General features: G+C 38.6%; 20 protein-coding genes. 13 read left to right on the plus strand and 7 right to left on the minus strand.

Going from position 1 to position 22,941, the window contains the following annotated elements:
- Positions 1-58 precede the first annotated feature (58 nt).
- The 10 genes from M595_RS17415 (at position 59) to M595_RS17455 (ending at position 12,434) form a co-directional block, all read left to right on the plus strand.
- Entirely contained in the window at positions 59-313 is a 255-nt protein-coding gene (locus M595_RS17415; RefSeq protein WP_023067691.1) for an Asr1405/Asl0597 family protein, read from the plus strand.
- Between the two features lie 121 nt (positions 314-434).
- Positions 435-1,004: a (2Fe-2S) ferredoxin domain-containing protein gene (locus M595_RS17420; RefSeq protein ID WP_023067696.1), complete on the plus strand. Its 570-nt coding sequence runs from the start codon at positions 435-437 to the stop codon at positions 1,002-1,004.
- A gap of 438 nt (positions 1,005-1,442) precedes the next feature.
- The gene (locus M595_RS31215; protein WP_023067699.1) at positions 1,443-1,613 is read left to right on the plus strand and encodes a hypothetical protein; all 171 of its coding nucleotides are present in this window, start codon (positions 1,443-1,445) and stop codon (positions 1,611-1,613) included.
- A 67-nt stretch (positions 1,614-1,680) separates the two neighbouring features.
- Positions 1,681-3,702: a transketolase gene (gene tkt / locus M595_RS17425; RefSeq protein WP_023067697.1), complete on the plus strand. Its 2,022-nt coding sequence runs from the start codon at positions 1,681-1,683 to the stop codon at positions 3,700-3,702.
- A 226-nt stretch (positions 3,703-3,928) separates the two neighbouring features.
- Complete coding sequence (locus M595_RS17430; protein ID WP_023067725.1) at positions 3,929-4,918, plus strand: ATP-binding protein; 990 nt, start codon at positions 3,929-3,931, stop codon at positions 4,916-4,918.
- A gap of 21 nt (positions 4,919-4,939) precedes the next feature.
- Positions 4,940-7,522, plus strand: a complete 2,583-nt coding sequence (locus M595_RS17435) for a S8 family peptidase (protein ID WP_023067718.1) — start codon at positions 4,940-4,942, stop codon at positions 7,520-7,522.
- 451 nt (positions 7,523-7,973) lie between these two features.
- Positions 7,974-9,599 carry a WD40 repeat domain-containing protein gene (locus M595_RS17440; protein WP_023067689.1) on the plus strand — a complete coding sequence of 542 codons (1,626 nt, stop codon included), beginning with the start codon at positions 7,974-7,976 and terminating at the stop codon, positions 9,597-9,599.
- A gap of 24 nt (positions 9,600-9,623) precedes the next feature.
- Positions 9,624-10,127: a hypothetical protein gene (locus M595_RS17445; protein WP_023067715.1), complete on the plus strand. Its 504-nt coding sequence runs from the start codon at positions 9,624-9,626 to the stop codon at positions 10,125-10,127.
- Positions 10,128-10,158: 31 nt separating this feature from the next.
- On the plus strand, positions 10,159-10,605 hold the full coding sequence (locus M595_RS17450; protein ID WP_023067722.1) for a hypothetical protein: 447 nt from the start codon (positions 10,159-10,161) through the stop codon (positions 10,603-10,605).
- Between the two features lie 152 nt (positions 10,606-10,757).
- Positions 10,758-12,434, plus strand: a complete 1,677-nt coding sequence (locus tag M595_RS17455; RefSeq protein WP_023067698.1) for an alpha-keto acid decarboxylase family protein — start codon at positions 10,758-10,760, stop codon at positions 12,432-12,434.
- 70 nt (positions 12,435-12,504) lie between these two features.
- Here M595_RS17455 and M595_RS17460 read toward each other — a convergent pair whose 3' ends face one another.
- From M595_RS17460 to M595_RS17475, 4 genes are all read right to left on the minus strand, one after another.
- Positions 12,505-14,595 carry a GGDEF domain-containing response regulator gene (locus M595_RS17460; protein ID WP_052001799.1) on the minus strand — a complete coding sequence of 697 codons (2,091 nt, stop codon included), beginning with the start codon at positions 14,593-14,595 and terminating at the stop codon, positions 12,505-12,507.
- Between the two features lie 47 nt (positions 14,596-14,642).
- Complete coding sequence (locus M595_RS17465) at positions 14,643-16,085, minus strand: sensor histidine kinase (protein ID WP_052001800.1); 1,443 nt, start codon at positions 16,083-16,085, stop codon at positions 14,643-14,645.
- Between the two features lie 232 nt (positions 16,086-16,317).
- Positions 16,318-17,490 (minus strand): molybdopterin-synthase adenylyltransferase MoeB, encoded by a 1,173-nt coding sequence (moeB, locus tag M595_RS17470; RefSeq protein ID WP_023067695.1) that lies wholly within the window; start codon positions 17,488-17,490, stop codon positions 16,318-16,320.
- Between the two features lie 76 nt (positions 17,491-17,566).
- A complete protein-coding gene (locus tag M595_RS17475; protein WP_023067709.1) occupies positions 17,567-18,118 on the minus strand; it encodes a M67 family metallopeptidase in 552 nt (183 codons plus the stop codon).
- Between the two features lie 291 nt (positions 18,119-18,409).
- Here M595_RS17475 and M595_RS17480 point away from each other — a divergent pair, with 291 nt between their 5' ends.
- The 3 genes from M595_RS17480 to M595_RS17495 all read left to right on the plus strand — a co-directional run bounded on the left by M595_RS17480 (position 18,410) and on the right by M595_RS17495 (position 19,779).
- On the plus strand, positions 18,410-18,868 hold the full coding sequence (locus tag M595_RS17480) for an ankyrin repeat domain-containing protein (RefSeq protein ID WP_040484276.1): 459 nt from the start codon (positions 18,410-18,412) through the stop codon (positions 18,866-18,868).
- A 299-nt stretch (positions 18,869-19,167) separates the two neighbouring features.
- On the plus strand, positions 19,168-19,437 hold the full coding sequence (locus tag M595_RS17490) for a hypothetical protein (protein WP_023067707.1): 270 nt from the start codon (positions 19,168-19,170) through the stop codon (positions 19,435-19,437).
- A 15-nt stretch (positions 19,438-19,452) separates the two neighbouring features.
- A complete protein-coding gene (locus M595_RS17495; RefSeq protein WP_023067686.1) occupies positions 19,453-19,779 on the plus strand; it encodes a hypothetical protein in 327 nt (108 codons plus the stop codon).
- 118 nt (positions 19,780-19,897) lie between these two features.
- On the opposite strand, the gene M595_RS17500 is transcribed toward M595_RS17495, so the two are convergent.
- Genes M595_RS17500 through M595_RS17510 form a run of 3 tightly spaced genes read right to left on the minus strand, consistent with a single transcriptional unit; the run spans position 19,898 to position 22,911 of the window.
- Positions 19,898-20,650 (minus strand): pantothenate kinase, encoded by a 753-nt coding sequence (locus M595_RS17500; RefSeq protein ID WP_040484277.1) that lies wholly within the window; start codon positions 20,648-20,650, stop codon positions 19,898-19,900.
- 50 nt (positions 20,651-20,700) lie between these two features.
- Complete coding sequence (locus M595_RS29385; protein ID WP_023067719.1) at positions 20,701-21,534, minus strand: TdeIII family type II restriction endonuclease; 834 nt, start codon at positions 21,532-21,534, stop codon at positions 20,701-20,703.
- Positions 21,535-21,549: 15 nt separating this feature from the next.
- Positions 21,550-22,911 carry a DNA cytosine methyltransferase gene (locus M595_RS17510; protein WP_023067687.1) on the minus strand — a complete coding sequence of 454 codons (1,362 nt, stop codon included), beginning with the start codon at positions 22,909-22,911 and terminating at the stop codon, positions 21,550-21,552.
- Positions 22,912-22,941 lie beyond the last annotated feature (30 nt).

Here is a 22,941-nt window from a genome sequence, read left to right on the forward strand (position 1 = left end):
CAAGTTCGAGAGATCTCAGTCAGGACTAAGTAGAAATTAGTTGCAGTTGGTACAAGTAATGAATTCATCACAGTTACATCCCGACAACAGCGAAGTCATCGAGGTCAACTCCTGGGCCGATCGGTGGCAAGTCTACAGACGCTTACAAGAGCTAGAAATCCCCAGTTCATGTGAGATCGAGCAACCCCTACGGGTACAGATCAATAACATTAACCAAGCGGTTCAACTCTCCAGCGTCTTGAAACAGTTCTCAGCCTCTCGTCGAGATCTACTTGAAACCTTAGAACGCTGTTGGGAAGCTGAGTCTGACTAATGACGATCGCAACGATGCGGCGGCTTTCCTCCATCAACTCGGACGTTTCCTCAAAACAAACGTCTTGACTCCGAACTCCAACTATCTCAATTCCAATACCTTAAGGATTACCCTGAAACCAATGTCTAAAACTGACAAAAAAATTACGGAATTCAATTTTGATGGTCAAGTGACCTATGTATTCTTCGATGGCAGCAAGCCTAAATACCTACAACTGATGACCTCCGAAGGGCTACATTTGATTAAACTCTCCAAAGAATCTCGTTCAATTTGTGAACGTTTGTTAATTCCGGGACGACAAGTTCAGGTGAGTGGCATCAAAAAGTATGATCCTAAAAGCAGCAAAATCAAACTCAAAGCCGAGCAAGTGATAGCCTTGAGTGAGGCAGGAGAGGCCAGCAGTTCACCGTGTTCATCTCAAAAAGCAGCGAAAAAGACTTGTGCAGGTAAAAAAGCCCAAATCCTCGTCTGTGACAAATCAGATTGTCGTAAAAAGGGTGGAAGCCATCTATGTTCAGCCTTAGAAACCGCCGTTCAAGAACAAGGACTCGAAGAACAGGTGACGATCAAGAAAACAGGCTGTCTCAAACGGTGCAAAGCAGGGCCTAATGTGGTGATGATGCCCGACAAAACACGCTACAGTCGGGTCAGCGCCAAGGAACTGCCTAAGTTAATCGCCAAGCATTTCTAAAACAAATAGACTATCATTCTTGGTTACAAATTACTTCATCAAGCTAGAGACGTTCCAGTGGAGCGTCTTTGCTTTTGTTCGGGAGATAGGGAGATCACAACCGACGCAAACAAATCATTTCTCGCGCTATTGAACAATTTGCGTCGGTTGCTGTTGAAGACTTAACAGGTATCAGAAATAGGATTAATATTCAACGCAGAAGTCAAACAGAGCGTAGACGTTTAACAGTTGGGCGTTCTATCAACAGTCGGGGGTAAGCTTACAAAAAACTGTTAACTGAAAACAGCACTTGTCCATGATAATGTCAAGGTAGCTTGATTGAGCTGCGCTAAGGTGAGAAGATTTAATCATGTGGCCGGAGAAGTATTTTCAATATTGCTGAGGAAACTTGGAACGCTGACAGAACCGACAAACTAGCAATCGCGAGCTTGACCGCTTTTGAGATTCTGTCCGGGAAGTGATCTCTGGCATCGCTCAACGATCGCCAAAACCTTAAATGTCAGTTTTCCAACCCCTGCAACCCAAGTCGGGAAGCCTCCGATAACCAGCAGAGAAGAACTCCATCAAGAACAACTTTGGCGCTCTGTCGGAAAAAATCGCCACTCGTAGAAACCCAGAACATGGGGCTGCTACGCTGTCAGACTACACGTTCATAAAATATACAGAAACGATAACTATGGCTGTTGCAACCCAATCACTCGAACAACTCTGCATTAACTCTATCCGTTTTTTAGCGATCGATGCGGTACAGAAAGCCAACTCTGGCCACCCGGGATTGCCGATGGGTGCCGCACCAATGGCATTTGTACTATGGGATCGCTTTATGCAGTTCAATCCCAAAAACCCCACCTGGTTTAACCGCGATCGCTTTGTCTTGTCGGCGGGTCATGGTTGTATGTTGCTGTATTCCCTCCTACACCTGACAGGTTATGACAGTGTTCCTCTCGATGAAATTAAACAATTTCGTCAGTGGGATTCTAAAACTCCTGGACACCCAGAAAACCACGTCACCTCGGGTATTGAAGTCACTACAGGGCCGTTAGGACAAGGGATTGCCAATGCGGTGGGATTGGCTTTAGCAGAAGCCCATTTAGCAGCAACCTTCAACAAACCAGACTGTCAGCTTGTTGATCATTACACCTATGTGATCATGGGTGATGGCTGCAACATGGAAGGGATTTCTGGTGAAGCCTGTTCTCTGGCCGGACACTGGGGCTTAGGCAAATTAATCGCTTTCTACGATGACAACCATATTTCTATTGATGGTCATACCGACATCTCTTTTACTGAAGATGTAGCAGCCCGCTTTGAAGCCTACGGTTGGCACGTTCAACACGTTACCGATGGTAACACTGACTTAGAAGGGATCGCCGCAGCCATCCAAAAGGCAAAAGAAGTCACTGACAAACCCTCGCTGATTAAAGTGACGACTATTATTGGCTACGGTTCTCCTAATAAAGCTGATACTCACGATGTTCACGGCGCTGCTTTGGGTAAAGACGAAGTTCAAGCCACTCGCGAACATTTAGGCTGGGAATACCCCGAGTTTGAAATTCCTGAAGATGCCCTTAATCATTTCCGCAAAGCGATTGATAAAGGGGCAACGGCTGAACAAGAATGGAACAAAACTTTGGATCAATACAAATCCAAGTATCCCCAAGAAGCCGCAACCTTTGAGCGGATGTTGAGTGGTAAACTTCCCGAAGGTTGGGCGGATGCACTGCCGAAATATACTCCCGAAAGCAAGGCAGATGCGACTCGTAACCAATCCGGTGCGACTCTTAATGCGCTCGCTAGTGTATTACCCGAATTAATCGGGGGTTCGGCTGATTTAGCCCCCTCCAACAAAACCCTCCTCAAAGGCTTAGGTGATTTCCAAAAAGGAAGCTACCAAAACCGTAACGTTCGCTTTGGGGTTCGTGAACATGGGATGGGTGCGATTTGTAATGGTATTGCCCGACATGGTTCGGGGTTAATTCCCTACGGCGCCACTTTCCTGGTATTCACCGACTATATGCGGAACTCGATCCGTCTGTCGGCGTTGGCGGAAACAGGTGTAATTTGGGTGATGACTCACGATTCTATTGCCCTGGGTGAAGATGGCCCGACTCACCAACCCGTTGAACATATTATGTCTCTGCGGGCAATTCCTCAATTGATTGTGATTCGTCCGGCTGATGGAAATGAAACTTCTGGGGCTTATAAAGTTGCGGTCGAAAAGGCAAAAGCAGCACATCCGGCGGCGACATTGTTAGCATTTTCTCGTCAGAATTTGCCGAACTTAGAAGGCAGTTCGATTGATGTGGTTGCCAAAGGTGCGTATATCCTCAGCGACAACAGCGACGGTACGCCCGATATTATCTTGATTGGTACTGGCGGCGAAACTTACCAGTGTGTTGAAGCTGCTGTGAAACTCCGCGAAGAAGGTAAGAAAGTTCGGGTGGTTTCCATGCCCAGTTGGGAGTTGTTTGAAGAACAGGATGCAGCTTACAAAGAGTCTGTTTTCCCGAAAGGTGTTAAGAAGCGTTTAGCAGTGGAAGCTGGAATTAGCTTAGGTTGGTGTCGTTATGTCACTGATGAAGGTGCAACCATTAGTGTTGATACCTTTGGGGCGTCTGCTCCCGGTGAAGTGGTACTGGAGAAGTTCGGCTTTACCGTTGACAATATTGTCGCTCAGGCGAAAGCGTTGTTAGGTTAGACGTTAAGTATAGGGGCGGGTTCTATTGAGATCTATATTTTCTCAAAAGCAACTGTTAGATCTGCCCAAACCAGCGTAATTGTCTAGTTCGTTATAATTCAGAAGGCTCTCTATTTTTTAGGGAGCCTTTCTATGGCAAGAACTTGTAACGGAGTATAACAATCATAAGTTGACGAATAAATCAAGATATAATATTACAGTATCCTCGCTTATACTGTGAGGCGAAATGAAAGCAGAGCTTCTCAAAAGACTATTTAGGGCGATCGCTAGTTCAGACTCTATAGCGATTGATAAGCTTGTACATTTAGTAATCGAAGAGGAGCGTAATAAAGGGCATATGCGACTAGCTGACCAGTTAGAGAATATAACTAAGAAAAGTAACAACAATCAGGTTGCTTCGCACACAGCAGAATCGTTACAGACTCTTAGCGAACTACCGACGAGTAAGCGATTAAATTCTCCTTTAGTCACAATAATACCGAGGGAAAAGCTACGACATCATATGGTGCTATCCCAGAGTATAGAAAAGCGCTTTCATCGAATAGAAAAAGAGTATGTTGCTAGAGATAGACTAGCTCATTACGGGCTACGCTACAGACAGAAAATACTTTTATATGGCCCCCCAGGTTGTGGAAAAAATCTAGGAGCTGAACGTTTAGCATGGAACTTGGGTTTACCTTTAGTTAAAGTTCGTTTTGATGCAATGGTATCATCATACTTAGGTGAAACTGCAAGTAATTTAAGGTTGGTGTTTGATAAAGCCAATGAAAGTCCGTGCTTATTATTTTTAGATGAATGTGACTCGATTGCCAAATCACGGGAAGATACTCAGGAAGTTGGAGAGATTAAGCGGGTAGTGAATACGTTTCTTCAAATTCTTGATGAGTATGAGCCTAATTCTGGACTTTTGGTTGCAGCCACAAACTTGAATCAATCGTTAGATACTGCTTTATGGAGACGGTTCGATGATATGATTCTAGTCCCAAAACCGGGAGAGAACGAGTTGCAAGAAATACTCAAGCAAACTCTATCTGCATTAGAAGTTGGCTCCGTTAACTGGACTGTTATTACTAAGCAGATGAATAACTTTTCTGCTGCTCAAGCTGTTAAGGTGGCTCAAGATGCGGCTAAGAGAGCTATACTTGAAAGGGAAGAATTGGTCATTCAAGAACATTTAGAAGACGCTATTGAAGAAATCAAAGCTTACACCAGTTAATTTTTGAATACATTACGCTAAATGGCAGAACGACAATCTCAGAAATTCCCTCATATTCAACTTCGACTGACAAGAGCAGGAGGTGTGGCATCAGCAGGGTTTCCTAGAGAGGATTCTAGAACATCTGCTAATCGTGGCGATCGCCAAGGTCATGGTAAAAAGCTTCAGGGTGAAGTATTTTCTATGGTATCTGAATGGCAAGATATTGATGAGAAAAGAGAAGAGGAAGAAAAACCTAAATTGCCAGATAATTCACGCCGACTTATCTTGCAAATAGATCCTACTACTGTTGACCCAGATAAACTTAAGAGTTATGGAATAGAGTTAATTGCTGAATTAGAAAATGGGTATATCATTGGTGCTTCAGTAGATTTAGAGCTTAGTGATTTACAGAAAAAAATAGATAAATTTATCGAAGAAGAAAAGAGAAGTGGTGGAGTTGCTGGAATATGGGAAATAATTGACGGTATTAAGAAACCAGAGTTGATTCTTTCTCCTGAACTTTGGAATAACTGGGAACAAGTCAAAGATAACCAAATTTATACAGTTGATGTAGGAATTGCTTGTGTGGGAACTGAATCAAAGTTGCCTGATTATCCGAAGCGAAAAGATGATGAAAGTGACGATAAATATAATAAAAGACTCAAGACTTGGATTGACAAGCGTGATATGACTTATGAATCTTGGGACGATGTGCAATCTCAACGGCAAGATGAACTGAAAAAATTTGTAAGTTTTTACAATGGAAATAGAGAAATTCAAAGTTTCATAGAAGGAAAAATTGTAGCAGGAGCATTGTTACCAGATAGTTTTTCCTGTCGAATTTCTATTTCAGGTAAAGGTTTAAAGGATCTGGTTTTGAACTTTCCCTATATTTTTGATGTTAGTGAACCTGATGAATTTAGTGAATTTCTTCAAAAAGAAGGCTTGTCTGAAACAGATGAGCCTTCTTTTGTTTTAGAAGCACCCGAATTAAATGCACCAAAAGTCTGCGTTATTGACAGTGGTATTCAAGAAAGACATCCTCTTTTAAGAGCAGCGATTGATTCACAAAACTCCCGTTCTTGGGTTCCTGGAGAAACCGATCAAACTGCTGACTACGTTAAAAATGGTGGACATGGAACAAGAGTAGCTGGTGCTATCCTCTATCCCAGAACTATACCTCGCAATGGCACACAAAAAGCGATTTGCTGGATTCAAAACGCTAGAGTTTTAGATAGAGATTGCTATCTACCACAAACATTATTTCCCCCTAACTTACTGAGTGAAATTGTTGACATATACTATCAAACGGGAACACGAATATTTAATCATTCCATTGCTGGAGTAGTTCCTTGTCGTCTAATGTACATGAGTCCTTGGGCAGCTGCTATCGACCAACTTACATGGCATAACGATATTCTTGTTATTGTCTCTGCTGGTAATTTAGATAAGCGAATAGGTAATCAAAGATTGTCAGTAAGAGATCACCTCAAAGCAAACCGCCCCTACCCTGATTATCTTTTAGAAGACTCTTGCAGAATTGCTAACCCTGCTCAAAGCTTCCAAGCACTAACTGTTGGCTCAATTGCTTTGACTTTCTACAATTCTCCACCTCAAAGCTCGATATCAAAAACCGATATGCCTTCAGCTTTTTCATGTTCTGGATTAGGAATTTGGGAGACAATTAAACCTGAAGTCGTAGAGTATGGTGGTGATTTGGTGAAGGATGAAAGTACACCTCCGAGTCTTACTTGTCCTGAAGCTGTATGTCCTGAGCTAGTACGATCAACTTTAGGAGGTGGCCCTGCCATATCATCAGATCAAGTCGGGACTTCCTACGCTACACCCAAAGTTAGTCATATTGCTGCTTGTCTTGCTTCTGAACTCCCTAATGAGAGTTGTCTTTTATACCGTGCTTTAATTGTTCAGTCAGCCCGATGGCCAGAGTGGGCATTTGCAGATAATATTGATCAAGGGGATGTAATTCGTCAGATTGGTTATGGTATTCCCCGTCTTGACCGTGCTTTAGGAAACGCTCCTAACCGAATAACATTAATAACAACAGGAGAACAACGGATTAAAGCCAGATATGCTCATGTTTATCAAGTAAAGCTTCCAGAACAATTACTGTCCCAAGGAGAAGAGTTAGAGATTTTAGTTGAAATTACATTATCCTATAAAGCACAACCCCGTCGCACTAGACGAAATCGAAGAAGATATCTTTCAACATGGCTTGATTGGGAGTGTAGCAAAAAAGGAGAAGAGCCTGATAGATTTTTAGCAAGAATTTTAAAGGATTATGATGCTTCAGAAGATTCAGAAAGGGGAGAAGATCCGTTTAAATGGACTCTCGGTAAACGGAATAATTATGGTCAAGTTAGGGAGGTTTCTAGGAGTGCAGGAACGATTCAGAAAGACTGGGTAATTGTAAATTCCTATAACCTTCGAGAAGCTTTTTGTATTGCAGTAGTTGGACATGAAGGTTGGAATAATGACCCAGAAGCAAGTGTTCCTTACTCATTAGTTGTTAGCTTTGAAGCCATACAAGCCAACGTTCCTATTTATAATGTCATTGTACAAGCCCAAGTTGAAACAAGAGTAGAACAACAAGTAAACTCTTAAAAAGATAAATTATTCGCAAGCTTAACTGAAATTTTAATACAAATTTTACGAAAACATCCTATTCTAATAACTGCGTTGGATAATCCAAAATTTATCCCACTTTGAGAAAATTACTCAACTGACTGATTTATAACCTAAAGCGTTAGATTTATTGGGTGTGAGTCTATTTTGTACCCAGTAGATACCGGAAAAAAGCAGGTCAATCTCTCCTTTCCGCAAAAGTTTGAGGTATTGTCAATATAATCTTTTTGTTGAAAACAGAATGCTTCGACAGTTCCGCTACAACGCATAAGCTCTACTTTTTGAGATAGATGTTAATTTAGAAGCAACATTTTAGTCATAAAACACAGAGCTATTTATTGAAGCCTGGGTACTGATTCATTGTGAAGATCTAGAAGAATCATAGAATCTGGCTGCATTTATACCCACTGATTATTAATTATAGCTAACTATGAAGTTTTTACCTAATGAAAAATTTACGATTAGCACTCAAGAACCACTCTCCCAGGTGATTGAGAAACTAGAAGCTCATATTGAAGCCCCAAAGACAATTCGCTGGAGGTTTTCACACAATCATGCTCCCTATGCAGGTACGATTTCTGACTCTGGATTTAAAATCTATCGGATTATCCACTATCGGAACTCATTTTTACCGATCATTAGAGGAAAATTTGAGTCTTCATCAGAGGGAACAAGAATTTATGTCACGATGAATTTGAATCCTTTTGTACTCGCTTTTTTACTGTTTTTGTTTTTCCCATTTTTAACCTTAATACCTACCTTTTTTGTTGTACTAATCTTTCAACAAGGATTTTTGTCTCCTGAAATTTTGTTTTTAGGATTTCCGATTTTTATCTTATTTATATTTTGGTGTGCGTTTTGGTACGAGGCTAATCGCAGTCGGGAGGAATTAATTCAGATTATTGAGGGCAAATACTTTGAACCAGAAACCGTTAATAAAACTTACAATAAACAAAAATATGGAATTTGGCTAAGAGGTTTATTAATTCTAATAGTAATCGGTAATATAATTGCTAACCTTGATCTTTTTTCTTTGGTTCAACAGGAATCACAGCCTTTAGTTTCTCAGTCTTGTTCACAACTTTCTACTCAATCTCCCTATTGTAAACTTACAGTTGCTTATACTTTAGAAGGATATCCCACAGAAGCCGATATTGCTATCAGTTCAGAGGGTAACATTTTAGCAAGTGGGGGAGAAGATAAAGCAATTAAAATTTGGGATTTGCAAACCGGAGAATTGAAAAAAATACTTCAGAGTGACTCAGGTGTGATTAATACTTTAGCGATTTCTCCTGATGGAAAAACGATTGTCAGTGGGAGTGGCGATCGCATGATTCGGATCTGGAATATTACCTCAGATCAGCCTCCTTTGATGCTAAAAGGACATTCTAATAATATCATCCAGGTTGAGGTTTCATCGGATGGAAATACTATTATGAGTCGTGATTATGAGGAGATTAAAGTCTGGGATTTTGAAACAGGTGAACTCAAAGCAACATTACCCAATTTACCCTCTCGTGAGTTTAAGATTGGTTCGCTAGTGATTGAAGATAACTCATCCTATTTTAATCCTCTGAAAATCAGTTCAAAGGGGACTGCATTAGTTAAGTTTGAAAACAAAATTCTCGCCTGGAATCTAGCGACAAATGAGCAAATCTCTCTTGAAAAAAAATGGTTTGAAAACTTGGATATTTACTCTGGACGCATCAGTTTAGATGGGGAAACTGTTGTGATGACTTCCTTTAGCCAACCGAAAACGTATCTAAAAATATGGGATCTAAAAACAGGAATGCTTAAAAGACAGCAACAAATTTCTTCTTCTTCTCAGGTAAAAAGTGGATTTTATGATCTGACTTTGACTCGCAATCACATTATCGGGAGTACCAAAGATGAGGAACTTAAAGTGTGGAATCTCGAAACTGCTGAGTTAGAAGCGACTTTAGAACAAGAAAAGATGAGTCATTTAGTGGTTAGTTCTGAGGGTAAATTTCTAGCTGGAATTACGGGTAATTTATACAATCAGGATACCCAAATAAAAGTATTAAAGCGTCCATAAATTTTAATTTTGTTCAATGATGTTATGAAAATATTAGAACAGACTTCAACTCATCTAATTCTGAAAGACTCAGTAAAATCAGCTTGGGGAATTAGATTATTTTGTACTCCTTTTTTTCTTTTTGGATGTCTCGGACTGGTTTTAGTCATTATTGAAAAAATTTTTCCTAGCTTCTTCATTATCTTTTGTCTTTTGTTTGGTATTTTTGGCATTTTTTTTAGTGCTGTTACAACAGTTATACTGGATAAAAATAAAAATAAAATTAGTATAAAAGTTCAAAGATTATTCAGAAAAAAAGAAAGAGAGTATTCACTGAATGAGGTTAGTGTTCGAGTCCATAAGACTCCTTGGAAGGTTAAAGATTATTCGTCTTTTTTAATTGTCAAAAAGGAATCAATCTATGTTGTTATTTTAGAAATTGCCTCGATTTCTAAACAAATTAAATTCTCGGGAAATTACAGTTTTACCCAAAATGAAGCAGTTAAAATTGCGAATATTATCCGAACTTTTCTGAATCAATCCCGATAAAATTTACAGATTATTTACCTAAAAACACACAATGAATTATCAAGGTTCAATTGAATTAAATCACAACAATGATGATGCGCTTGAAGAACTCTTTAACGCGGTGATTATAGAATTATTAAGCGATCAGACAAACTTAGCAATATGGCTGATGAACGAGATTGATTTTTCGTTGTTTAATACTCAAAAAATTGGAGCAGAATCTCCATTTAAAGGAAGTAATAGCGTCCTCGCAGGTTCAGGTTTACTGATTAAAGTCGAACCCAATACTATCAATGAATTAATACAAACTTTCTCGACAGGTTATTTAACCTCTGAAGTTTTACATCTAGAAATAGAAGTTGAACATTCAGTTCAATTTGAAGCTTATGATCATTTTGAATGTATTTTTTTCGGAAATAAAATCTCTCTAGAATTACTTAACGATCTCAAAAGTCGTGGTGTCATTGATCATTATGAAATTTCTGAGAAAGAGAGTTAAAAATCGAAAATAAATGAGTGACTTTGATAAATAGCTGTTAAATCTAAAATCAGTCCGAGCAGAAAGCACATTTTTGTTAAAACAACAACAAAATTTTACAATTTGTTATCATAAACTCATCAACCAGGGTACAAGTTTAGAGGAAAATCGATATGCAATTACCAGTCACCGATAAACCAACTGTCAATTCGATAACAACGACGGTGGGTGAATATCTTGTGAGTCAACTCAAAGCCGTTGGTGTGCGTCACGTTTTCGGGGTTCCTGGCGATTATGTTCTTGACTTGATGGATGTGATCGTCGAGAGTTCGATAGAATTAGTAGGGACTTGTAACGAGTTGAATGCAGGTTATGCTGCTGACGCCTATGCCCGTTTAAATGGAGTGAGTGCGTTGTGTGTCACCTATGGCGTTGGGGGGTTGAGTGTCGTCAACGCTTTAGCCGGTGCCTATGCAGAGGAAGTTCCTATTATTGTCATTAGTGGGGCGCCGCGAACTTCCGCCAAAGGAAATAACCTGTTGATGCACCACACGACGGGAGACTATAACCTTCAACTCTCTATTTTAGAAAAAGTAACGGTTGCGGCTGTGACTCTCACCAACGCTGAACAAGCCCCCGCCCAAATTGATCGAACGATTGCGGCTTGTTTACGCTACAAACGCCCGGTTTATATCGAAATTCCGGCAGATATGGTGGCTCAACCCTGTACTATGCCCTTGAGTTTTGAGCGTCCAAATCCTGTAGTGAGTGATGTTCAAGCCCTTAATGAAGCGATTAACGAAGCAGTAGAATGGTTAGAAAACTCAGAACATCCTGTTATTTTAGCAGGAGTTGAGTTGCATCGCTACGGAATTCAAAAGAAACTACATCAATTAGTTGAAATTACCGGATATCCGATTACGAGTACCTTGTTAGGAAAGTCGAGTATTTCTGAACTTCATCCTCAATTTATTGGGAATTATGTCGGGGCGTTGAGTCGAGATTATGTAAAAAATCGGGTTGAAACAGCCGATTGTATTTTGTGTTTGGGTGCGATTATGTCTGATACTAATTTAGGGGGTTATACGGCTCAACTCAAAGAAAGTCAGTTAATTAATGCTAATTCTCTAAAGGTTAAAATCAAGCATCATTATTATTCTCCGATTGATTTAGGAGATTTTATCGACGGTTTGATTGCTAAACTTTCTCGTAAATCTTCTGAGAGCCTAGATATCCAACCTGCGGCTGAATTATTATCTAAATCTTTTGAGGTTCAACCCGAACAGAAAATAACCAATGCTCGATTTTATGAGCGGATGAATCATTTTGTTGGTGATAATAGTACGGTGATTGCTGAAACGGGAGATGCAATTATTGCTACGATTGATTTATTGATTCATGCTGACACTCGGTTTATTGGACAAGCATTTTATATGTCCATTGGCTATTCTCTCCCGGCTTGTTTGGGTGCTGCATTGGCTCGTCGTCAAAATCGAGTCATTCTGTTTATTGGGGATGGTTCGTTTCAAATGACTTGTCAGGAACTTTCAACTATTATTCGTTTGGGGTTAAATCCAATTATTTTCTTGATTAATAACGATGGTTATACGATTGAACGAATGATCCATGATGGTTCCTACAACGATATTCAACCCTGGAAATATCATCAGCTTCCGCAAGTTTTTGGGGAGAGTCTCAGTTGTCAGGTACGAACAGAAGGAGATTTAGAAAAAGCTTTAGAAATGGCGGCTAAAAATCGGGATAAGTTGTGTTTTATTGAGGTTCATTTAGATCGATTTGATTGTTGTGAAACCTTGGCTCGTTTGACTCAAGCTGTTCGTCGGAACTAATTTGATTGAAAAATTTTGTTATCGGTTGGGTTATACAGCGTAAAATCCAACTTTTTTGATGAGTAAAAATTCAGAAAATTTGTTGAATATTCTCCGCAGGTAAGGGTTTAGAGAAATAATAACCTTGTCCGAGTGGACAGTCTAAATGTTGTAAAGTATTGAGTTGTTCTGCGGTTTCGATTCCTTCTGCGATCGCATTAATATTAAGAGCATGAGCCAGTACAATCATTGTCCGAACAATTTCAAAGCTTTGAGGTTCTGAGTTCATTGTTTGAATGAAAGACATATCAAGTTTGAGATTATCAACTGAAAAACGATGGAGATAACTTAATGAGGAATATCCAGTCCCAAAATCGTCTAAAGACAAACCAATTCCAATTGATTTTAATTGAGAGATCGTGACAGCGACTTTCTCCGGTTCTTCGAGCAAAGCCGTTTCTGTCATTTCTATCTTCAGACATGGGCTTTCTAAACCTGTCTCATTTAAAATTTTTGTAACTTGTTCAACTAAATTGTCTTCAGTAAAATGTTTGGCTGACAGGTTGACACTGATCACAAAAGGAGGGCGATTTTTACGGTTTTCATTCCAGCGATAAACTTGCTGACAAGCCTCTTGTATCACTTGCCAATCGAGTTGTGTGATTAAACCAATTTCTTCAGCAATGGGAATAAAATGACCAGGAGTCAGGAGTCCCCGTTGAGGATGATTCCAACGCACTAACGCTTCAAAACCATGAATTGCAGAGGTTTGGAGATTGACAATAGGTTGGTAATAAACTTGAAATTCTTTTCGCTCTAAAGCTCGTCTTAAATCGCTTTCTAATTTTTGAATGAATCGAACTTGTTCTCGCATGGTTTCGTTAAAGACTTCATAGCGTCCTCGACCTAAAGTTTTTGCACGATACATGGCAAGATCTGCATCTCGAATCAAATCATCAACTTGATTATAGCCAATTGAACTTAAAACAATACCAATACTAACATTGGTAAAAATTTCATGCTCATTGATATAAGTTTTCTCAATAATTTCATTGCGAATTCGTTGAGCGATTTGATAAATTTCATAGAGATCATCTAAGTTTTCAACTAAAATTGCAAATTCATCTCCACCCAATCGAGCAACTTGATCAATATTGCGGACAGATTTTATTAATTTTTGACCAATTATTTGTAGGAGTTGATCGCCAACTTGATGACCTAAACTGTCATTAATAATTTTAAACCGATCTAAATCGAGAAAGAAAATAGCAAATGTAAAATCAGGATTCATCAGACGACGGTTATCTGCTTCCTGGAGGTTTTGCATAAAGCCATGACGATTTAGTAAGCCTGTTAACGGGTCGTGAAAGGCTTGATATCGAAGCTTTTCTGTGGCTACTTTTTGATGAGTAATGTCTCTAAAAATTAATACAGAGCCTTGAATCTCTTGGTTAGAATTTAAAATCGGTGCAATATTATCATCAATAGGAATTTCTTTGCCATTTTTTGAGATGAGTAAAGTCGGTTCGGTGAGCTTAATGCTTTGACCTTGTTGTATTGTTTTTAAAATGAGGGTTTGTAGAGAATGACGACTTTCCTCATGGATAATATTAAAAATACTGTTAATATCTTGTCCAATTCCTGCTTCCCATGACCAACCTGTGAGTTCTTCTGCAACAGGATTCATAAAGTTTACTTTACCCATTTTATCGGTGGCAATTACACCATCAGCAATGCTATCAAGAATGGTAGACAACCATTGAGACTGATCGCGCAACTGCTGTTCGATTTGATGTTTATAAAGCGCAATTTCAATTGTTGTTTTTAAATCCTGTTCATCAAAGGGTTTAACAATATAACCATAAGGTTCAGTTAATTTAGCTCGCTCAAGTGTATTTTCATCAGCATGAGCAGTGATATAAATCACAGGGATATGATAATTATTTTTAATTATTTCTGCGGCTTCAATACCATCCATTTCACCTGCTAATCGAATATCCATTAAGACAATATGAGGTTTGATTTCAGCAACTTTTTGAATCGCTAATTCTCCACTATCGGTAATTTGCGGTATCTGATAACCCATATCTTCTAATGTAGCTTGTAAATCTCGGGCAACCAATCTTTCATCTTCAACGACTAAAATAATAATTTTTTCATTCATGGTAATTGTTTCAAGCATGATTTTAAAAACATTAATCTGATTTAAATTGTTAATGAGTTGTTTGATTACATCTTAGACGAGATCTTATACAATTCTATCTTAAACTCAGTACCATTGTCTTGGTTGATTGTTAACTTTCCTTGCAGTTGTTCGGTTAAGTCTTGAACCAATTGTAGCCCCAATGTGTTGACATGATCTAGATTTAAGTTTGAAGGTAAGCCTTGGCCATTATCTCCAATCGTCAAGATTAGATATTGTTTGTTATCGAGTGTTGCTTGAATCCAGATTTTTCCGGATGTGTTGGGTTCAAAAGCATATTTAAGAGAGTTGGAAATTAATTCACAAATAATTAATCCACAAGGGGTTAAGATATCAAAGTCTAAGAAAATATATTGATCAATATCTATTTCCAGAGAAATATGAGAGGTCTTTACTGTGTAGGTTCTCAGCAGTGTTTTGGTTAAATCTTGAATATAGTCATCAAATCTGATCCGTCTAAAGTTATCAGACTGATAAAGTTTTTCATGGATTAATGCCATTGATTTAACTCGGTTCTGACTGTCTATAAATTTAGCTTTAATCACCGGATCTTGAACACAACGAGATTGCAATCTCAACAAACTACAAATAACTTGTAAATTATTTTTAACCCGATGATGAATTTCTTTGAGTAAAGTTTCTTGCTGCTTCAGTTTTTCGACTTTTTTACTATCGCTAATATCCCGCCCCACTGACTGATATTCTACAATTTGCTCTGCATCATTAAAAATCGCTCGATTAATCCATTGCATCCAACGCACTTCATCCTCTACAATCACTCGATGCTCAACCATTCCCACCGGATTTTCTAAACTGAGTAACTCAACGCATCGATCAACTTTTTCTTGATCTTCAGGAAAAATTATAGGTTGATAAGAGTGATTAATAATTTCTTCTAGCGGTTTTTTAAAATATCGACAGTAGGCTTTATTCACAAAGGTTATAGTTTCATCAGGTTGAAAGCGAGCAATCAATTCGGTTTGATCTTCAATAATCGCGCGATAACGTTGTTCACTTTGTCGTAATGCGATTTCTACTTTCAAACGTTCTGCAATTTCCTGTTGTAATTTTTGGTTTGCTTCTTCGAGTTGAGTTGGGCTTTTGAGTGCTAGGGCTTGAGGAACAAGCGGAACTAATTCTATCGCCGTGTAACAAGAAACGACTGCGGTGATTAATTTAATCCAACCAGATACCCAATAATCAGGATGCCAAAGCGTCCAAATCCCCATCAGGTGAGTTGTTCCACAGGAAATGATAAATCCGGCAAACAGAATAAAAATCCAAGGATAGGGTAAATCAACCCGCTTACGAACAAAATAAAATAAAGAGATCGGAAGAGCATAGTAAGATAAGGCGATCAAAGAGTCAGAAGCAATATGTAGAGTCACGAGGTTTGACTTCCACAAATAGCAATGTCCATGAGGAATAAAGCCTATTGAGGCAAAAAGAGTCGTCAGATCTAAAGACATGACTGTTTTATTGTTGTAACAACTGGAGAACACGACTGATCTCTTAATTGTAATCAATAATTTCAGTATAATCTTTGATTTTTTGATTTTTCAGTTTTAATCTGTCTTTGGACTTATTTTTGAGATTAATAAATAGATATCAATCAAAATATATTCAATAAAATGGGATAGGTTCAACTCAAACTGAGCTTGAATTCCCTATCCCAAAATTGTTTTTAACGTGAAAAATTAATTAATATTGTGGAACTGAAGAATCAACTTCTTTACTCCAAGCAGTAATTCCACCCTGAACATTAATTCCTTCAATTCCCGCTTGTTTGAGAATGCCTAACGCCTTGGCTGATCGTCCACCCATTTTACAATGAGCAATTAAACGATGACCGTTAAGCAATTCTTTGACCTTCTCAACACCAACACCCCGCTCTATATCAGGTAATGGTATTAATACCGCACCTGGAATTTTAGCGATTTCATATTCATTAGGATTACGGACATCAACAAGTACAAAATCATCCGCCCCACTATCAAGTAGTTGCTTCAACTCCTGAACCGTCATCTCAGGAATTTCCATTTGTTTCTTGGCCTCCTCCGCTTTGGCTTGGGGAATCCCGCAAAACTGTTCGTAGTCGATCAGCTTTTCGATCACAGGCCGAACCGGGTTGGGTCGCAACTTCAACTCACGGAATGTCATATCCAGGGAATTGTAGAGCAACAACCGACCACTCAAGGTCTGACCTTTACCCAAGATAATTTTAACTGTTTCTGTTGCCTGAATCACACCAATTAATCCCGGTAGAATTCCTAAAACTCCACCTTCAGCGCAGGATGGCACCATTCCAGGGGGTGGGGGTTCGGGATAAAGATCACGGTAGTTCGGGCCACCTTCGTAGTTAAACACCGTCGCCTGACCCTCGAACCGGAAAATCGAACCGTAGACATTCGGTTTATTCAACAACACACAGGCGTCATTGACTAGATAGCGGGTGGGAAAGTTATCAGTCCCATCAACAATCACATCGTAAGGTTCGAGAAGTTTGAGGGCATTTTCCGAACTCAGACGGGTGTTGTGTAGGTCTACTTGACAAAGGGGATTAATTTCGAGAATCCGATTTTTCGCCGACTCGATCTTTGGTTTTCCGACCCAAGAGGTGCTGTGAATGACCTGACGCTGGAGGTTAGAACTATCGACGATATCAAAATCGACAATCCCAATGCGTCCAATTCCTGCGGCTGCCAGATACAATAGCAGGGGCGAACCGAGTCCACCCGTACCAATACACAGTACGCTAGCAGCTTTGAGGCGTTTTTGTCCTTCTAAGCCGACTTCAGGTAAAATCAGGTGACGCGAATACCGTTCGTATTCTTCTTTGTTGAGTTGGATTTGATCCAAATTTGGATTGAGCATGATAATTCCAAGAAGGAAAATGACCTTCGGTTGCTAGGATATCTTGCATCCCAACACTGTAGGGTTGAGTCAAAGATTAATATGATAAACCAACTGAGGACGAATTGACTGAGGTGCTTATCATTTCTTCAGCTTGAAACTGGTGATTCTCATCTAAGCACCAATTCAGTACATTCGTGGCTTTTCCCTGTTTGACTGAAACTATGATATAGGAATATTGTGGCCAAGCGCAAACCCGATCAAACTCGGAAGGAATGGCGGGGGGATCGGGATGGGAGTGATAAATGCCGATAATGGAAAGATGACGGGAGCGAGCTTGTTTTTGGGCAGAGATGAAAAGTTGGGGATCAATGGTGTAGCGTCGTTCTTGAGTGGTGACGGGTTGATCTGCTGTTTCTATTTCTGCGAAGATTTCGACAGACTCATCACTCCAAGCATTTTCTGCGGGGATCAGTTCGACAACGGTTTTGTCAAAATTAGCCGCTATTTTTCCTAAGATTAAACCACAACACTCTCGGGGATAGCATTGTTGAGCATTTTGGCAGATTTGATCAAGATGTTGGGCAGAAATCGTTAATACAGACAAGGGTTTGTGGATCAAAGATTGAAGATTTTTTAAACTGAGCATAACACACCCATCGCTCTCGAGAAAAGTGGTTACTCCTGCGACCCTAGCTGCAAATCAGAAAGCTTGTGAAAAATAGAGATTAAAAATGATCCAAGATTTTCACTCAGGATAAGATTTCTTTAAATAATTGTAAACAAAATAAAAAATTAGCTTCCCAAAAAAATCTTTAAATCGAGCCAAGATTCAGCACTTCGTATTGAATGATACTGAAACCGGAAAGGATTTTTTAAATGATTAGAGTTATTGAAAAAAATATAGGAATTCCTGTCATTGATTTCAACTCAAATGTTTATGACTCCGACTCTAAGCTTATCTGAAACAACCCTCCATTGGTTACAGACAAATGGTTACAATCCTGTTCATCTCGATAGCAAGGGTGAAAATGGCGATAGTGCATTGATGAAAGCCACTCGACAGAAAGAGTTAGCAGTTGTTCAAGAACTGATTAATCACGGTGTCGATCTGAATTTGAAAAATGATGACGGCAACAATGCGTTATGGTACGCTTGTTTTGGAAATGACTATATTATAGTAGATTTATTAATCAATTCTGGAATTAACATTAACAATCAAAATGATATTGGAGCTACTGTCTTGATGTATGCTGCTTCAGCAGGGAAAGAAGACATGGTTGAACTTCTTCTGAGTCATCATGCTGATCCAGAACTCAAAAATTTAGATGATTTTAAAGCGATTGATTTTTCCAGTACCGTAGAAGTTTTGAGGATACTGAAGAATGCTAAAAGCTGAGAACTCAAGACAATGTGATCGTTCACAAGCCCAGTCCTTGTCTGTAGGAGTTGAAACGAAAGACAAAGAAACAGTTAAGATTCATCACTTGTATCAAAGTTGGAGAACACCCCCATTTTATTATGAACCGAAGAAATTATTAGAAGTCGTTTTTAAGCGACGATCGGCCCAAGTTTCAAACAGCAATCAATGAGTTCAGTAAAATTGGGCTGACAATAAAGAAACATCTAAGTTTCTGAATATCGAGAAAGATTGCTAGATGTCTTGACAATGGTACATTCTTAAATCAGGAGAACACAATGGCAGCCACACGTGAAGATCTTTACTACAATCTGATCGATGAATTAATGAAATGTCCAAATGGTCAAGAACCGGAAGTTTTATCTAACCATGAGGATTTATTAGATGAAGGTTTCATTAAAGTTTTAATGAAGGTTGCTACCATGATGGCACATGAAAATAATCAAGATGGTGCCAAGTTTTTAATTCATGTTGCTCGTGAATTGTCTAAAGCCTTGGGTTTGTATCCCGAAGCTTCTAAACCTTCTCCAACTGCCTCTGAAAGCTAATTATGGAGTGAAAAAATGGTTACTCAGTTAGATGCTAAAAAACTCGCTGTCAATTTTTTGGGGGATGACTTTGAACTTGCCGATGAAGAACGAGAATGGCTCAGTGTTATCGATAGCCGTTTAATCAATGAAGGTTGGTATATTGTAGAAGTGGGAGTCGAAGGATTACCCGATAAATGGGTGGTTCAAGTCTATGAAAATGGAGAGTGTGACCCCTGCTATACTTTTATATCGCCAATTTTGCCTACAGAGATTACCACGGATTTAAAAGAAATTCCTGAAGGAATTGCCATGGCAATTGAATCTGAACGAGCGGGCCGTATCATTGACAAGGTTCATTAAAGATTGATTAGATGAACTAACTTTTTAGCTAACCATTCTATTTATATTTAGACTCTCTTTTGAGAACTAAATCTTGATCAGTCAGTCTCACCCTGTTGAGTCTGGCTGATTATTTTGCTTAAGGTGTTGACTCAAGTTGTTTTTGTCTAAAGACTAATATTCCCCAAAAAATAACGTCAGAAATTTCAAGAATTTGAGTATAAACAGAGGGAAAATACTCTTGTAGATAGGTCATTAAAATAGAAGCATCACCTCCGGTTAAGACAATTTGACTCTCTGGGAAATCTTGACACCAAGCTTCGATAAAATCTCGAATTCCAGCTAACAGCGTATAAATTGTACCACTGTGAATGGCTCCGGGTGTTTCTATCGCCCAACGTTGGGGAAGATGTTGAGGTTTAGAGATTTGAGGTAAAGCCGCAGTTTTGTTTGCTAAAGCCGAAAATTGTAGCCCTAAACCGGGTAAAATAGCTCCACCTACGAGACTCTGATCGCGATCGCATCCCGTAAAGGTTAACGCCGTACCCGCATCAATCACCAAAACAGGAAAACCGAGTTTTGTTCCCGCTCCCAATACAGCTAAAGCCCGATCAATTCCTAACGTTGGATAGAGATTTTTGAGCGGTATTTGTTCTAAGGTAATGACTTCAACATTGGAGTATTGTTGCCAAATTTTTGTCTGTTCAGGAACAACAGAAGCTAATTTAATCGGGACTGAATCTAAACAATTACCTCGATTTTCCTCAAGATCAGAATGTTCTGTATCCCAAGTTTTTAGGAGTTGTGAACCCTCAAATTTAGCCCAATGAAGCCGAGAATTTCCAATCATTAACCCCAACCAAAATTTTTTTGAATCAAGTTTGTACTTCATTAAAATCAAAAAAATAATATTTTTTCTCAAGAACTAGGTTCATACTTAACTTAAAAAGACAACTGTTCAACAATAGATTTACTTTTAACTTGTCCAACTTCTTGATAAATTTCGAGTAACTCCTGATAAGTTGTATTTCCACCAATCATCTGCCAAAATTCGTCTCCTATTAAAACCACTTCATTGAAAGGCATATATTTCTGAGAATATGTCCATTTATAATCAGATCTTTGTAAGCCATAGGGATTATATGGCATGGCATAGTAAGCTTGTACATCAGGACGATTTTTTCCTCGAAGTAAGTGAAATCTGAGTAAGCGTTGTGTGACTTCTAAACATTGTCCTTTATTTGGTTTTGGAGATTTGATTTCAAAAAGTAACTCCGTACCATTGTGAGTAATAATAAAAAGATCAACTCTCACTTTTTTATGAACTAAATTATCAGAACGTTGAACATTCAAAATTGATGCGATCATTTGTTCAAAAGAGGGCTGAGATTCTTTGTTATTTGTAGTAGACTCATAACGTTCTTTTTGACGTTCAGCTTCTGCGTAGGCGGCTTGACTAACTTCTACTTCTAAATCGTAGCCTCTGTGTACTTCTCGATGATGTTCGAGAGCAATTAAACGGGCGCACTCTTCCAGAGAATTACCTAATCGAGTGCTAAATCCTCGCTCAAATAAATTAATGTTTAGAATTTCTGGTGGAATCATAGCAGCATGAAAAGGCTTTAATTCACCTTTAGTAGACTTTCGAGATAGATACTCCTCAATCGTTACTGTTTGTTCAATTAAACGAATTTTATAGGCATCGATTAAACCCTGAATAAAACCTTCTAAGTAACCTTTGATTCTTTCCCGTGTTTCTAAGCTGATTGTGGTCATCTTTTTTAGATCCTATTACAAAATTACCTTTAATAATTCTTTTGCTAAATAATAAACAACAGGTACAGAGACAGCATTACCGAACTGTTGTTTAGCCATATTTTCATCTTCAGCCATCACAAACCAATCTGGAAATCCTTGTAGTCTAGCATAATCTTGAGCAGATAAGGGTTTGAATTTTCGTTTGCGGTAAATTTCTCGGATAAACGTTTTTTTGTATTCACGAGGTTCTTGACAGGCGATGGATTTTTTAGCAATAAAGTCTTTAGTTCCCGTTGCGGTTAAAGTAGCAATAACATCGGAATGGGGTAAATAAACTTTAGAAACTCCATTAATTCCGGTTGAGATCTTAGAATTGACAAAATCATAACCTTTTCCCTCAATAGATCTAATAATCTTTTTTTGAACTAAACTCTCAATTTCTTCAAATTTTAAATTAGGAATTAGTTCACCTAAAACCTCTAAACTGAGCGGATTACCATCTTTTAAACCATACTTTTTCTTGCGACGATTTTTGAGTATAACTTGACAAATAAATTTTTCTCGTTCGCTGGTTTTAATCAAATCCCAAGAATGTATGGTTGTGTGACCATCTCGAATATCTGCAAAGGTAAAAAAGTCATTTAATTCATCATTTCTTTGAAATCGACCTCTAGAAATAGGGATTTTTCCGTTAAATAAAATCTCGGGATCAAATTTTTTCTTTTCAATATATTGGGGTTTAATTCCTTCTATAAACTGATAAAGCTTTGGTTCTGCACCGATGGGTTCGGGGAATTGAAAGGGTTTATTCCGTTCTAATTGTTCCTGAATTCCCACAATAAAAACTCGATCTCTATCTTGAGATAAACCAAAGTCATAAGAGTTGAGTATCTGGGTTTTAACAGTATATCCTGCATTTTGAAAACTCTTTAAAATTAATTCAAAACTTTTTTGATGACGGGGTTCAGTTAATCCTTTCACATTTTCAAAAATAAATCCTTTAGGTTGATTTTCTTGAACAATACGAATAACATCAAACCAAAGTTTTCCTCTAGGATCGTCAAATCCTTTAATTTTACCTGCAATTGACCAGGGTTGACAAGGAACACCCCCAACAATTAAATCAATTTTGAAAGGAAGCTGACTCAAAGTTATAACATTACCCAGGTTGAGTTCATCTTGATTCAAATAACTAATAAAGTTTTTCTGATAAACTTGGAGACAACCCGAATCAATTTCCGAGTAACCCAAACACTTCCCTCCCAACTCTTCGAGAGGAATTCTAAAGCCACCAATTCCCGAAAATAAATCAATGAACGTAAACTTTTTGGGAATGGAAATATATTTTAAAGGAACAAATAATTCTGCCTCTCCATCTAAATAAAATTTCCCCAATTTTAACGACTCTCCATGCTAAACTTAAAC

Source organism: Lyngbya aestuarii BL J (assembly GCF_000478195.2).
Classification (GTDB): Bacteria; Cyanobacteriota; Cyanobacteriia; order Cyanobacteriales; family Microcoleaceae; genus Capilliphycus; species Capilliphycus aestuarii.

What these genes read in the sequence shown, in the direction of transcription:
- M595_RS17415 (WP_023067691.1), top strand. Translation starts at nt 59, where the DNA reads ATGAATTCATCACAGTTACATCCCGACAACAGCGAAGTCATCGAGGTC.
- M595_RS17420 (WP_023067696.1), top strand. Translation starts at nt 435, where the DNA reads ATGTCTAAAACTGACAAAAAAATTACGGAATTCAATTTTGATGGTCAA.
- tkt (WP_023067697.1), top strand. Translation starts at nt 1,681, where the DNA reads ATGGCTGTTGCAACCCAATCACTCGAACAACTCTGCATTAACTCTATC.
- M595_RS17430 (WP_023067725.1), top strand. Translation starts at nt 3,929, where the DNA reads ATGAAAGCAGAGCTTCTCAAAAGACTATTTAGGGCGATCGCTAGTTCA.
- M595_RS17435 (WP_023067718.1), top strand. Translation starts at nt 4,940, where the DNA reads ATGGCAGAACGACAATCTCAGAAATTCCCTCATATTCAACTTCGACTG.
- M595_RS17440 (WP_023067689.1), top strand. Translation starts at nt 7,974, where the DNA reads ATGAAGTTTTTACCTAATGAAAAATTTACGATTAGCACTCAAGAACCA.
- M595_RS17445 (WP_023067715.1), top strand. Translation starts at nt 9,624, where the DNA reads ATGAAAATATTAGAACAGACTTCAACTCATCTAATTCTGAAAGACTCA.
- M595_RS17450 (WP_023067722.1), top strand. Translation starts at nt 10,159, where the DNA reads ATGAATTATCAAGGTTCAATTGAATTAAATCACAACAATGATGATGCG.
- M595_RS17455 (WP_023067698.1), top strand. Translation starts at nt 10,758, where the DNA reads ATGCAATTACCAGTCACCGATAAACCAACTGTCAATTCGATAACAACG.
- M595_RS17460 (WP_052001799.1), bottom strand. Translation starts at nt 14,595, where the DNA reads ATGCTTGAAACAATTACCATGAATGAAAAAATTATTATTTTAGTCGTT.
- M595_RS17465 (WP_052001800.1), bottom strand. Translation starts at nt 16,085, where the DNA reads ATGTCTTTAGATCTGACGACTCTTTTTGCCTCAATAGGCTTTATTCCT.
- moeB (WP_023067695.1), bottom strand. Translation starts at nt 17,490, where the DNA reads ATGCTCAATCCAAATTTGGATCAAATCCAACTCAACAAAGAAGAATAC.
- M595_RS17475 (WP_023067709.1), bottom strand. Translation starts at nt 18,118, where the DNA reads ATGCTCAGTTTAAAAAATCTTCAATCTTTGATCCACAAACCCTTGTCT.
- M595_RS17480 (WP_040484276.1), top strand. Translation starts at nt 18,410, where the DNA reads ATGACTCCGACTCTAAGCTTATCTGAAACAACCCTCCATTGGTTACAG.
- M595_RS17490 (WP_023067707.1), top strand. Translation starts at nt 19,168, where the DNA reads ATGGCAGCCACACGTGAAGATCTTTACTACAATCTGATCGATGAATTA.
- M595_RS17495 (WP_023067686.1), top strand. Translation starts at nt 19,453, where the DNA reads ATGGTTACTCAGTTAGATGCTAAAAAACTCGCTGTCAATTTTTTGGGG.
- M595_RS17500 (WP_040484277.1), bottom strand. Translation starts at nt 20,650, where the DNA reads ATGAAGTACAAACTTGATTCAAAAAAATTTTGGTTGGGGTTAATGATT.
- M595_RS29385 (WP_023067719.1), bottom strand. Translation starts at nt 21,534, where the DNA reads ATGACCACAATCAGCTTAGAAACACGGGAAAGAATCAAAGGTTACTTA.